The organism is Paenibacillus sp. N3.4 (genome assembly GCF_008017805.1).
In the GTDB taxonomy this organism is placed as follows: domain Bacteria; phylum Bacillota; class Bacilli; order Paenibacillales; family NBRC-103111; genus Paenibacillus_E.
The window spans coordinates 1-13891 of record NZ_VRTT01000035.1 but is presented as its reverse complement, the minus strand read 5'-3'; the positions used below and the strand labels follow the sequence as shown (position 1 = coordinate 13891).

Here is a 13891-nt window from a genome sequence, read left to right as displayed (position 1 = left end):
GAATGAAACCACATAAACGCTCTCCATGTTGACATGGAATGAAGCGTTTTTTGTGTTCTCTGATTTAATCATTTTTTACAATTCACATATATGGCGTTAACACTATTAAATTAAAATGAAATTTAGCAGGTTTTGGTAGATTCATAAGGTGTGAGGATTTAAATGATCCAATATTAATAGGGAGGTAACGTGCATGAAGAAAAAAACAAAGAAATATCTGGCCATACTTAATGCTACGGTCTTGGGGCTCGCTCAGCTTGTCGGATTGCTAAACTACACCCCCCACGCACACGCAGACGTTGTTTCAGTACCTCATGTTTTAATTAGTGAAATATACGGGGGAGGTAACCAAGCGAGCTACAGTACAGATAATAATATTACCGTCATCAAGAACCAGCCCTTATATGCTAATGATTATGTGAAATTGTACAATCCGGGCAACCAGGATGTGCATCTGAAAACTTGGAGCTTGCAATATGCGGTTGATGGCAGTTCGTCGTGGACGGTGATTCCTCTTACCAGTAATTCTGTTGATCCCGTCATCTCTGCCCACGGATTTTTTCTGGTTCAATTAGGGGCATTTAAAAATACTAGCTTGAAACCCGACCAAATTGCGGCAACACCCTTATGGACATTACCCACACCGGATGCAGTAGACGCGACTAATATTGACAATAAAGCTGGTAAGCTTGTTCTGGTTGCCAATCAGAAGGCACTTAGCGTTAAGAATCCAGCCACTTTAAATTCCACGGACATCGTTGATTTTGTCGGATACGGAACCACCACTGGAAATTACAATGGGTCGGGCCCCGCCCCTATACTTTCCGTAAAAAGCACAGCGGTTCGACAATCACTTGATCCCAATTCTCTTTCTTTAGGCACCGTTTCCAAACAACATATCGCTTATAACCCCTTAAGTGGGGGTACTGCGTCCAATACAAACGGGAACATCCCGCCTATATACGGGAGTGGTTGGGACACAGGAGACAATAAGACAGATTTTGTATTGGGAGATGGCTACGCAACTCCGCAAAATGCTTCTAGTCCCAAATATCCGTTAACCCTCTATACAGAAATCAATGCAGACAGCAACATCATAAAAATGAGTTCGGAAACTGCTCTCGATCCGAATGCTAACACCGTTTATTTGACTCTTCCCTACAATACAGGTATTAAATCCGGCGTGTTTCAGCCGAATGATTACACGATATCCGCGCTTCCTTCCGGTTTAACCGCTACGGTCAGCGGGGATCCAAGCAATAATCGCATTGCCATAACGTTATCAGGCACGTCACAAACACCGGTTACTAGCGACGTGAATTTGGGTGTAGTGATTAAAGCATCCGTGGTAACTACAACAGGAGAAACGTTGGATTCACCGGAAGCGACGATTGTTTTACAAGCTTCCGGGAAAGTATCTGTCGCAGTTGTGGGTAATCCGATCATTCGGATGAGTTCTCCCGAGACAGTCGACGCTGCCGCCAATACCTTCACACTGGCATTAAGCAAAGGCAGTAAATCGATCAAATCCGGTGCTTTAGACCCAAGCAAAGACTTCGTCATCAATGGTCTCCCGGCTGGAGTAACAGCGCAAGCTGTCGGCATGCCGGATACGAACACCGTTGTTTTTACGTTGGGTGGCACAGCCGCGTCGGCCGTCATTGATCCGGTTCAACTTTCGGTTGTCTTAAAAGCTTCGGCTGTTCCTGGCGCAGTGCTGGACGCAGAGGCCAATACGATCAAACTGGATCGCTATCGAACGCCCGTTTTAACTCAAAGCTCGCGGAAAGATGAGTTAGTGAGTCGGATAAAAAAGGCGAATGCATTTAATACCAACTCCGACTTCAAGAACTATAAATATACGCAAATGGCAACAACCCCCTTCTATTTTTATAGAGGCACTGAGCACTTGTTTTATCAAGATCTAGGAACGACCATGCCGTTGCCAACGAAATGGGCTGATTTCAAGAACATCAAGACTTGGATAAATGGTGATGCTCACACCCAAAATGTTGGATATTTTGATGATAATCAAGGAAATATTGTTTTTGATGTAAACGATTTTGATGCAGCATATATCGCTCCTTTTTACTTAGATTTGCTTCGGATGACTACTAGTTTGCATTTAACACGCGATGATAGTGGACTTGAAATATCGGATGAGAATTTTAGACAATATGCCAAATCATTTTTGGATCAGTACATGCAAGCTCTTCAGTCCGTTACTGGCAATGATAATGTACAAAACGCTTCTACCAAATTATCACTGGGGAATTTGAGTAGTGGGTTTACGAAAGACGTTATGCAAAAGTTATCACCTACTACACAATTAGATACGTTAAATAAATGGACAATCGTTAGTAATGGAGTACGCACGTTCAACGTTGCGGGAAAATTAGATAAATATGCTTATGCAACGGATGCGGATAAGAAGGAACTGCAAGACAACTGGCAAAACTATTTGAACAGTTTATCTCCTTCCTTTAAGGCTCAGATGCTTGCCATCAATCCGCATTATTTTGACATTAAAGATATTGCATTGCGCGTTTATCAAGGGTTAGGCAGCATTGGTGTAAAGCGATTTAACGTGCTGATCGAAGGACCTTCCTCGGATAATGGCGATGACGTAATATTGGACGTGAAGGAAGAATCACCTCCGGATTTGTTGCAAAATGAGGAGTTCACCCAGCCGGCGCCCTATGATTCTTCTTTCGTCGGTCATGAAGGACTTCGGGCAAAAACGGCCAATGAATTGATGCTGCTGGATCCGGAGAGCCATTTAGGCAACCTTGAAACCCCATTCCATTCGTTCTTGGTTCGCAAAATATCTCCGTTTAAAGGAGATTATACGTCTGCTAAGGGGAAAGATTTCACAAAACCATCTGAATTTGCAGATTATATTAGTTATATTGCTAAAGCATTTGCATACGATCATGCGCGTGCAGATGCTAGAAGCAACAAAAGCTCAACTAGTTTTGGACAAAGCGTCATGGATCAGATTTACAAGAATCCGTTAGTTTGGAGTAGTTTCGAATCTACGTTGCTTAACTTGGGCGAAGATTATTATAACCAGGTTAAGGCAGATTTTAACTTGCTGCATGACGATTTGAACGCAGGGAACTTGATAGATATTGCTAGCCTTAGCAGCTTGACAATTAACAAAGGATCGCTAAATCCTACATTTAGTCCATCCACTGCGAATTACGCGTTAACAGTCGGCAAAAATATCGATTCCATCGATGTAACAGCCGTCGTGACAGATGCAAATGCAAAAGCACAGATCAATGGAGCCAATTATACAAGCAATACAGCAAAAACAATAAGCCTAAAAGCAGGTAAAAATCCGATTGTTATCACGGTTACCGCACGGGATACCTCGGTAAATACGTACACGGTTATCGTGACACGCGAGGCTGTCATACCTGTTTCTTCCATTACTGTTATGGGGGCTGGGGGAGTCAACGCAATCTCTACAAAGAATGGTACCCTGCAAATGCAGGCAGTTGTATTACCGAGCGAAGCAACAAACAGTTCCGTTACATGGTCTGTCTATGAATCCGACGGTATAACGGCAACCAATAAAGCTGTTATTGACTCGAACGGACTGCTAACTGCCAAAATGGATGGCGTCGTAAAAGTAGTTGCAACTTCATTGGACGGTAGCGGGGTGAAAGGCGAAGCATCCACCACGATTAGCGGGCAACAATCAAGTAATGCGAATTTGAGCGGCTTGACGTTAAGCGCCGGAGCGCTAGCATTTGATCCAGCTGTGATTAATTATTCGGTCAACGTAGGCAATCTGGACATTATTAACGTGACACCAACTGTAGCAGATTCTGGAGCAGTCGTGCGAGTAAACGGTACTTCCACCGTAAGCGGAGTAACGTATGCAGTAAACCTAAATATAGGTGTAAACATCATTAACATTGACGTTACGGCAGCAAATGGCTTAAACAAGACCTATACAATTACTGTAAATCGCGCACCTGCACCATCGGCCAACGCAGATTTACGCAGCCTGGTCATTAGCGCAGGAGCACTGACTCCGTTGTTCAACGCGGGAGTAACCGACTACAGCGTAGACGTGGAAAACAGTGTGAGCAGATTTACAGTGACACCAACTGCAGCCGAAGCGGGAGCTGGTGCGACGTTTAAAGTGACGGGTGCAGCGAATGTTTCCGGAGCAACGTATGGACTGGATCTGGTCGTTGGAGCTAACTTGATTAAAATTGATGTAACAGCGGCTAACGGTGCGAATAAGACCTATACCGTTACAGTAAAACGTGCTGCTCCTGTAGTCTTGTCAAATAATGCCGACTTAAGCAGCTTGCAGGTTCTTTACAACGGTACTAACCTAATCTTATCGCCTGTTTTTTCAAGCACTACGACAGACTACAGCTTGACCGTAAGCTATGCCGTTTATAGCGTATCGATCAAAGCCGCACCGGCAAACAGCAAGGCTGTAGTGAAAATCAATGAAGTGGATCAGGCTGTCGGGGGAGGCATGACTAGCTCCCTGATGGTGGGCCCCAACCTTATTGCAATAGAAGTTACAGCCGAGGACGGAACAAAGAAACCGTATCAGATCAAAGTGACTAGAAACAATGATGATGATGGAACGACTGCTCCTCCACCATCAGACAATTCCAATGACACGTCTAATACGAAAAACGATCAAATTGCATTCATTAAATCAGAGATTATAACTGTGGACGGCAAACCGGTTGCTCAAACGAAGGTAGATGATCAAACGATCAATGATGCACTTAAAAACAGCAAGAACGGTCAACTTAAACTCGTTGTAGACCCAAGTATGAGTGCCGATAAAACGACGGTTCTTATGGGGAACGGCGCCTTGCAAAAAGTCGTTTCGGACAATAGCATTAAATCGATCAGCATAACAACCAAGTCAGGAAGCTACGAGTTGCCTGTCAAACAGATTCATCTACAAGACTTGGCATCTAAGCTCGGAGTATCCCAAGATAAAGTCACGATTGAAATTGCGATCTCCAAAAATAATGCTGCTGCTGACAAGGCTAATGCATCGGGTCAAAAGACGATCGGCGCCATTGAATTCACTGTAAAAGCGAGTTCAGCGGATGGAAAAAGCACAGAGGTTTCCAGCTTTACACAGTATGTACCGCGTACGATTAAGAGCGAAGGTGCGCTTAACGGCCGCAATGTAGCCGCGGTACGGGTAGAAACGGACAACAAAGGGAATACCATGTATCAGCCGGTACCGTTCACGATTTCCGGAACCGAAACAACGATATACAGTCGTACAAACAGTACTTACTTGCTGCTTGATAACCAGGTTAGTTTTGGCGATGTGACCCATCACTGGGCCAAAGATGATATTGAACGTATGGCAAGCAAGATGGTTGTACAAGGCGTATCCAAGGATGAATTCCAACCGGAGAAAGCAGTAACCCGAGCCGAATTTGCATCCCTAATTGCCCGGACGTTAGGCTTGAAAGCAGTGACTTCTCCGACCAACCGTTTCACCGATGTTCGTTCGGGCGACTGGTTTGAAGGTCAAGTATACGCTGTCGTAGAAGCAGGCATCGTAGGTGGTTATGAAAATCAATTGTTCCTTCCGAATCAACCTATATCTCGTCAGGAAATGGCTGTCATGATCTATCGCGCAATGAATTTCGCTGGATTTGATAACAGCAGCCGTACAGGCGAGAAGGTCGCGTTTGCGGATGAGAAGTTGTTTGGAGACTGGGCGAAGGAAGCCATTTCCGTAATAGCAGATAAGAAAATCGTTGAAGGCGTTACTTCTAATCATTTTGATCCAACCGCTACGGCTACTAGAGCTCAATGCGCGGTCATTTTAAACAGAATGCTTTCCAAACTGCTTTTTACGAAATAAGAAGAAGTTTGCTTGAGCTATCTTTGAACAGAAACCCGGAAGATGGACACTTTGAGAAAAGTGGTCTAACTTTCGGGTTTCTTTCTCGTTGTTTGCTGTTCGTGAGTTGTCATCATTGTGTGCGTAGCTGTGGTTGGATTGTTTGCAGGGGGCTTCTTTTTCTTTAGTTATGGACTGTTATAAAAAAAGGTTGCAATTAATTGCTCATGGGAATAAAATTTGGTTAAGGGTAAAAAAGTTTTCCTAGCGAAAAAAAATAACCAAAAATATACATTTTTAAGGAAGTGGTAAAAATAATGGATGGTCAAGTTAAGCAAGTAGAAGAAAGTACAGGATGGCTACGACGTAGTTCTAATGTAAGTTTGGAGGAAGTTAACAACTCTGTTGGGATTCCAAGCAAGGCAAGATTTTGGAGGAAATTCCTTGCGTTTGCCGGACCGGGATCATTAGTCGCGGTAGGTTATGTTGACCCTGGGAACTGGGCGACATCGATTGCTGGGGGAGCACGTTTTGGCTATACCTTGTTGTCTGTTATTTTAATTTCCAATTTAATTGCGATGCTTCTCCAAGCATTGGCAGCCAAATTAGGAGTTGTGACGGGCCGGGATTTAGCTCAGGCGACTAGAGATGCAGTTGGTAAAAAGACATCTTTTATTCTTTGGATTTTATCAGAGATTGCGATTATTGCATGTGATTTAGCAGAGGTCATCGGATCGGCCATCGCTCTTAATTTACTATTCGGAATTCCTTTATTACTCGGTATTTTAATTACAACACTGGATGTGCTGCTCTTATTGCTTTTACAGAAAAAGGGGTTTCGTATTATTGAATCCATCGTTATCGTATTAATGGCGACGATATTCGTTGTGTTTGTATTTGAAGTGATTGTTTCAAAGCCAGAAATATCTGCGCTATTAGGCGGTTATGTACCGAAGTTTGAAATTGTTACAAATCCGGGGATGTTGTTTATTTCTTTAGGGATCTTAGGAGCAACTGTTATGCCGCATAATCTCTATTTGCATTCTTCCATCGTGCAAACTAGGCAGTACAAGCGAAATAAAGAAGGACGAAAAGAAGCATTGAAGTTTGCTATATTGGATTCGAATGTTTCACTATTTATTGCCTTCTTAATCAACTCTGCCATTCTTATTCTGGGTGCAGCGGCCTTCCACGGAACTGGCTTGGATGTCTCTGAGATTGAAGGAGCCTATGAACTATTGAGCCCAACTGTAGGCGTAGGGATTGCAAGTACATTATTTGCGGTTGCTTTGCTTGCCTCTGGGCAAAACTCAACGATCACTGGAACATTAGCAGGACAAATTGTGATGGAAGGATTTATTAACCTAAGAATTTCCCCTTGGCTCCGCCGTATGATTACTCGACTAATAGCAGTCGTACCCGCATTTATTGTTACCTGGATTGCCGGATCGAAGGGAACAGGGGATCTACTCTTATGGAGCCAAGTGGTCCTCAGTTTACAATTGCCCTTTGCCGTTATTCCGCTCGTATTATTCACAAGCGATAAAAGGAAGATGGGGGAGTTTGCAAACCGAACATGGGTTAAAGTATTATCATGGCTTTCCACTGTTGTTATTCTAGCTCTAAATATTTTCCTAGTCGCTTACATCATCATAACAGGTCACGATTTAGGTTAATCTGAGCAGCATCATATTCGGACACGTGTTTATATCCTCTTTCGATATACTGCAAAACAAAGGCTAAAGAACCCACTAGAGGTCCTTTAGCCTTTTTTTCAAACATTAATAGCCGTCCGTTCGTTTTCCTGAATGTTCTGCCATTTCAGCTCCATCTTTATTAGAAGCCGAGCCGAGATGTGCCGAATCGACGTTAGCTTGGGCTAGACCCTCAGAAACCCTTCTACCGTAATCAGGATCAGCATTCATAAAATATCCAATCATTTTCTCTTGAATTATCGGCTTACATATCTTCAAAGCATCTACCAAATTCAGAATCAGCTCATCACGTTCCCAATCTTCAAACTTGCGATAGGTATCTCCCGCTTGTCCGAAGTCATTCGTACGACTTATTTTTTCTCGAACGAGTTTAGCATTGTACTGGGGTTGATGTTCTTTACCGGAAGGGGAAGCTTCCTTTAGTCCGCCAAGTGAAGAAGGCTCGTAATTCACGTGCGGGTTTTGTTCAGGTGCTCGGTCAACCATTAGAGTCATTTGTCCATCACGCTGATTAGTCGCTACATGCGCTTTGGGGGCATTAATGGGCAGTTGGAGATAGTTCGTTCCTACTCGATATCGTTGGGTATCGGAATAGGAGAAGGTACGGCCCTGCAGCAGCTTATCATCGGAGAAATCTAGACCGTCTACCAGAACGCCCGTCCCGAAAGCCGCCTGCTCCACTTCAGCAAAGTAATTTTCAGGATTCTTATTCAGAACCATTTTACCCACAGGTAGAAACGGAAACTTTTCGTGATCCCAGAGTTTAGTCGGATCGAGTGGATCGAAGTCGAGCTCAGGGTGCTCATCGTCGCTCAACATTTGAACGCAGAGCTCCCATTCCGGGTAATCGCCGCGCTCAATAGCTTCGAACAAGTCCTGTGTGGCATGACTTATATGTTTGGCTTGTATGTCCTCTGCTTCCTTCTGCTTCAGGTTTTTCATTCCTTGTTTCAATGGTTCCCAATGGTATTTGACTAAAACGGCTTGACCTTCTTGGTTAACCCATTTGTAGGTATTCACCCCGGACCCCTGCATTTGTCGATAGTTGGCTGGGATCCCCCATGGCGAGAAGAGAAAAGTGATCATGTGTGTGGCCTCGGGAGAATTCGACACAAAATCAAACATTTTCTCCGGATTCTGCAGATTGGTAACAGGGTCTGGTTTGAACGCATGTACCATGTCCGGAAACTTCAACGGATCGCGAATAAAAAATATCTTCAGGTTGTTACCGACTAAGTCCCAGTTGCCATCCTCTGTATAAAATTTGGTGGCGAAGCCGCGAGGATCACGAAACGTTTCCGGGGAGTAGCCACCGTGAACGACCGTTGAAAATCGAACAAATACAGGAGTCTGCTTGCCTGCTTCTTGAAAAAGCTTGGCACGTGTATAGGTGGAGACAGGTTCATTTCCGACTTTTCCATAAGCTTCGAAATAGCCATGTGCTCCGGCGCCTCGCGCATGTACAACACGTTCCGGAATTCGCTCCCGATCAAAGTGGGATATTTTCTCGATGTAGTGGTAGTTTTCGAGTGTAGAAGGTCCGCGATTTCCTATTGTTCGTATATGTTGATTATCTGAAATCGGATGACCTTGTCGATCGGTTAAAATCATAGTTTGTTTTTCTTTATCCATCTAGTCCTAGCTCATCCTTCCTTAAAATGATCACTAGTACCTTTTACCATGTATAGGAAAATTATGCGTGCTGCCTGGTTTTTCTCTGATTGAATGTCATGCGATCGGAATTTATACATATAAAAAGACTGTCTAGAATTATCTAGACAGTCTAAGATTGACGACCAGTGGAAAAAAGACGCCGAGAACCGGCGTCTTTTGTGTTGTCCTAACACTCTATGAAAGAACATTAATAGAAAAAACACTTGATAAAATTTATGTCTTCAGTTAAGTTGGTGAAATATTCTGTATTTGGAGATGGGAAACATGTGGAAACCGACTATTTGCAAGCCAATTAAAATCCTCGTATCCCCCATTCGGGGGATTCTTTTATTTATTGAATAACTATAAAATAAGTAATAGCAGGATTACTCGGAATTTGTCGAAACACTTTGCTCATTAAGGCGATTAACGAGAGAGTGGATTAACCTAGGGTTGTCACTCCTAGGAGATTTCATATATTGGGGGAAGAGCAGAGATGCAAGAGCATCAACAAAGAGCTAAACAATTAGCGGAGTTCCTCCAAACACGACGGGCTCGTCTAACACCAGAACAGGTCGGATTATTTTCTGGCGGAAGACGGAGGACTCCAGGACTTAGGAGAGTGGAGGTTGCTTTACTTGCCGGTGTAAGCGTGGATTGGTATACATGGCTGGAGCAGGGAAGGAAAGTACAAGTTTCTACTCAGGCGCTTGACAGTGTTTCTCGCGTACTGCAACTGGAAGTTTACGAGCGAAGGCATCTATTTTTACTGGCAACGGGACAATTACCTTCGGAAACTCACGAGCCTCAGAATCATGTGAGCCCCACGCTTCAGCGTTTTTTAGACAGACAGGAAGAATGTCCGGCCTTTGTAACAAACGCTAGGTGGGATGTCGTGGCATGGAACAATGCGGCCAGTCTTGTATATGGCCAATATGAAACAATGTCTTCTAGAGAACGGAATACGGTATGGCAGCTATTCACAACGGATTACGCCAAACAACTGCTGCGGGAGGATTGGGAAGTAAATGCGAAAAGCCGACTGGCTCAATTCCGATCAAGCTATGGCAATCACGTAGGAGATCCTTGGTGGACGGAAATGATAGAGGCCCTGCATCAGCAAAGCGAGGATTTCCAGCAATGGTGGCGACTGCATAACGTATTAAATACGCCTGAGGGTGAGCAACTGCTTGACCACCCAAAGGTTGGTTTGCTGCGTTTTGAACACCTTTCTTTTCAGGCAACGGACGTCACTGAGCTTCAAATCACCATAAATATTCCCATAGACGATCAAACGGCACATAAAATGAAAAAACTTCTTCGTGCCGATGATGTCCTTGCTAACTAAGTCGTGCACGATGACTGTGCCACTAATTTTCAATCCACAATTTTCTTCGAAAGAGGAAGTTTTGTCGAATATTTTCGACACATATACTAATTTTAGAATGTGAAACTGGGTTTTTGTGAGAAATTTGTGAGAACGGATTGGTAATATGGATAAAACAGGGACATTTTTGCATAATTTGTAGAAAAATCTGGATATGACTATACAATTTTTCATGATGGAAGGTGCTAAGCGATGAATATTAGCATTATATTGTTAGCGCAACACTTTAATCTAACCATACAATGCATAGATCGAATTAAGCAGTATACGGCTTTTCCTTATGAGTTGATTATCGTATCGGATAATGACTCTGAGGAGGTGTCTCGTTATATTGCCCAGGACTATAACGTTCGTGTAATCCATAGCAGTAAAAGCAAGGGAGTTGCAGCCGCATATAATCAGGGTGCTGCATCATCGTCAGGAGAGCGATTAGTTTTTATACGCGATCAAATTATGGTTCGTGAGGGATGGTTAGAGCAACTGTCGGGTTGTCTGGACCAATATCCGAATGCGTCAATAGTCGGTCCTATGATGAATGATGTTAGTGGTGCTCAGCGGATTCCAATAGTCTATCAAAATTATGAGCAACTCTATCAAATGGGAGATCTATTGGCAATTGGCAAATCTATGATTTGGACCAGGGTTCCGAGACTTGTTAGTTTGCTTATGATGATGCCACGCCATTTCTTTGATGAGGTTGGGGCCTTTGATGAGAGGTTTGAGATCGAGTCTTTCGAGGATGACGATATTTGTTACCAAGCACTATTGAACAATTACGATCTTTACGTTGCCGAGGGTTGTGTTGTCTTTCGAGTGGAGCCACCTGCCATCATGCCAAATGATCCTGATTGGTATAACAAGCAGCTCACTTTAAATCGAGCCAAGGCGATAAGCAAGTGGGGCTTTGACCTGACTGAAGCGTTGTATAGCCATAAACGGAAGGTTACAGTCAGCTTATGTATGATCGTGAAAAATGAAGAACAGACTCTAGGTCGCTGCTTATCCAGCGTACGGGACCTGGTTGATGAGATTATTATTGTGGATACAGGTTCAAGTGATGCCACGAAAGAGATTGCATCTTCTTACGCCAGTCGTGTATACGATTTTGAATGGGTGAATGATTTTTCCAAGGCAAGGAATTATGCGTTCAGTCTTGCCACACAAGAATACATACTATGGTTGGATGCAGATGACTATCTGCTGTCTGATGATGCTAGGGTACTTCAGTCCATTATAGCTGAGCTTTCATGGCATACAGACGTTGTATCCATGCATTATTATCTGGACCGTGATAAAAACGGGCATGTAACATCGAGTCTGCGGCGGAATCGTCTGGTTAAGCGCAGCTGCGGATTTCGCTGGATAGGAACCGTTCATGAATACTTAGAGGTCTCAGGTCCTGTGTTATATGCCGAAATGGGCGTAACACATGATAGAAAGCATACACAGTCAATGCGCAATCTTCTTATTTATGAGGGTATGCTTGAAGCCAAAGCAGATTTTTCTACTCGAGACCAATTTTATTTTGCAAATGAGCTGTATGATCACAGCGAGTGGATACGAGCGGTCGAGCAATATGACACCTTCTTAGCATCAGCGGATGGTTGGGTGGAGGACAAAATATTTGCTAGCCGGCGTGCTGCTGATGCTTTAGCCCAACTCGGTCGTTTTCAAGAAGCAAAGATTAAAGTGTTGCAGGCCTTTGCTTACGCGCTTCCTCGAGCAGAGGCTTGCTGCCAGCTGGGGTATTATGAACTGGCGGAACAAAGGTTGGAGAACGCTGTATTTTGGTACAAGCTTGCGACGGAAGCTGCTAAGCCTATTGAACCTAACGCGAGGATGGATATGCCGTCCTGGACATGGCTGCCACATTTGCAATTATGCGTTTGTTATGATCTTCTGGGTCGTTATGAGCAGGCCAACTATCACAATGAGATAGCTGGAGGCTATAAGTCGGATTATCCAAGTGTCATAGCTAACCGGGACTATTTAAAGCAATACTTAACTTAATATATTAGGAGGAATAAAGGTATGAAAAGGCTCAGGAATAAGCAGGAAAACAGCAAGAAGAATGGCAAGCAATTGGTCTATAAAAGCTCGGTAGCATTTATGCTGATGAGTCAATTGATCACACCGTTGGTTCCGTCTAATAGCGGTATTGTATCTCTAGCAAGTGCGGCTACTTATAGTGACATTGATATGTCTTCTTGGGCTTACAAGTACATATCCAAAATGTCTGCACTGGGTGTAACTATCGGAGATGAGGGGGGTAATTTCAATCCGGATAGTCCGATAACGAATCAGGAAGCTGTATTGATGGTGCTTCGTTTTATAGGATATGAGCAGCCAAAGGCTAGCAGCAATAGCCTGCCATTCACCGTCGATTCATGGGCTACCCCGTGGGTACAACAGGCGATTGACGATGGTTTGGTAATCCCCAGCGAGGAAGTCAAGCCGTCTAGTGTAATTTGGGGTAGAGAGCGTGCAAGTCGAGAATGGATTACTCGTCTTGTTATTCGTGCTACAGGTAAGGAATCGGAGGCCAAGAGCCTAAAGGATCAAACTGTCGGATTTTCGGATGCGTCAGAGGTTTCAAGCTGGGCAACAGGTTATATTAATGTTGCTGTTAATCGGAATGTCATAGCAGGATTCCCTGATAATAGCTTTAAACCAAAGCAAGTGACAACTCGCGCTCAACTTGCCGTTATTTTATCCAATGCTGAGATCTTCACAAATGCTGTTTCGGACCGCATTACTCGTGGCTCTGTAGTTTCTATGACGAACGGCTCGATAGAAGTATTAAGCAGTAATGGACAAACCGTTAAATTCGTTACAAATAGCAATTCGGTCCTTTTCGGAGATAATGGCACGGGAATCATACCAACTGGGCAATTGGTGACCGTTATTCACAATGGAGGGACGGCGTCCTTTGTTGAAGTACTGGGAGGCGGTGTAGCAACGAAAGGTGTTGTTGGAGCTACAGGCCCTCAAGGCGAAAAAGGAGACAAAGGCGAAAAAGGCGAAAAAGGCGAAAAAGGAGAGAAAGGAGAAAAAGGAGAAAAAGGAGAAAAAGGAGAATCCGGCAATAGAGGGGTTGATGGGATTACAGGTGCTACCGGTGCTACAGGAGCAACTGGAGCGGTAGGAGCCACAGGGGCAATTGGAGATGTAGGAGCAACGGGAGTAACTGGAGCTGTAGGAGCAACTGGTGTGGCAGGAGCAACTGGTACAGCAGGAGTAACTGGAGCGGTAGGAGCAACTGGTGTGGCAGGAGCAACAGGA

At 44.0% G+C, this 13891-nt stretch carries 5 protein-coding genes and 1 pseudogene; 5 read left to right on the top strand and 1 reads right to left on the bottom strand.

All coding sequences use genetic code 11. The features are described from left to right. The first annotated feature begins 193 nt into the window (after positions 1-193). Positions 194-5875: a DUF2252 family protein gene (locus FU659_RS18295; protein WP_147948896.1), complete on the top strand. Its 5682-nt coding sequence runs from the start codon at positions 194-196 to the stop codon at positions 5873-5875. Between the two features lie 296 nt (positions 5876-6171). Continuing rightward, the gene (locus FU659_RS18290; protein WP_147948895.1) at positions 6172-7530 is read left to right on the top strand and encodes an Nramp family divalent metal transporter; all 1359 of its coding nucleotides are present in this window, start codon (positions 6172-6174) and stop codon (positions 7528-7530) included. Positions 7531-7635: 105 nt separating this feature from the next. Here FU659_RS18290 and FU659_RS18285 read toward each other — a convergent pair. Further along, positions 7636-9174, bottom strand: a pseudogene (locus FU659_RS18285) (catalase); the annotation flags it as partial. 544 nt (positions 9175-9718) lie between these two features. Between FU659_RS18285 and FU659_RS18280 the strand changes: the two are divergent. The 3 genes from FU659_RS18280 to FU659_RS18270 form a co-directional block, all read left to right on the top strand. Further along, the gene (locus FU659_RS18280) at positions 9719-10570 is read left to right on the top strand and encodes a helix-turn-helix transcriptional regulator (RefSeq protein WP_147948893.1); all 852 of its coding nucleotides are present in this window, start codon (positions 9719-9721) and stop codon (positions 10568-10570) included. Positions 10571-10801: 231 nt separating this feature from the next. Beyond that, positions 10802-12619: a glycosyltransferase family 2 protein gene (locus tag FU659_RS18275; protein WP_147948892.1), complete on the top strand. Its 1818-nt coding sequence runs from the start codon at positions 10802-10804 to the stop codon at positions 12617-12619. A gap of 21 nt (positions 12620-12640) precedes the next feature. Beyond that, a partial coding sequence (locus tag FU659_RS18270; RefSeq protein WP_187274230.1) for an S-layer homology domain-containing protein occupies positions 12641-13891 on the top strand: 1251 nt, incomplete at its 3' end.

Coding starts and splice junctions, on each gene's coding strand:
- FU659_RS18295 (WP_147948896.1), top strand. CDS start 194: ATGAAGAAAAAAACAAAGAAATATCTGGCCATACTTAATGCTACGGTC.
- FU659_RS18290 (WP_147948895.1), top strand. CDS start 6,172: ATGGATGGTCAAGTTAAGCAAGTAGAAGAAAGTACAGGATGGCTACGA.
- FU659_RS18280 (WP_147948893.1), top strand. CDS start 9,719: ATGCAAGAGCATCAACAAAGAGCTAAACAATTAGCGGAGTTCCTCCAA.
- FU659_RS18275 (WP_147948892.1), top strand. CDS start 10,802: ATGAATATTAGCATTATATTGTTAGCGCAACACTTTAATCTAACCATA.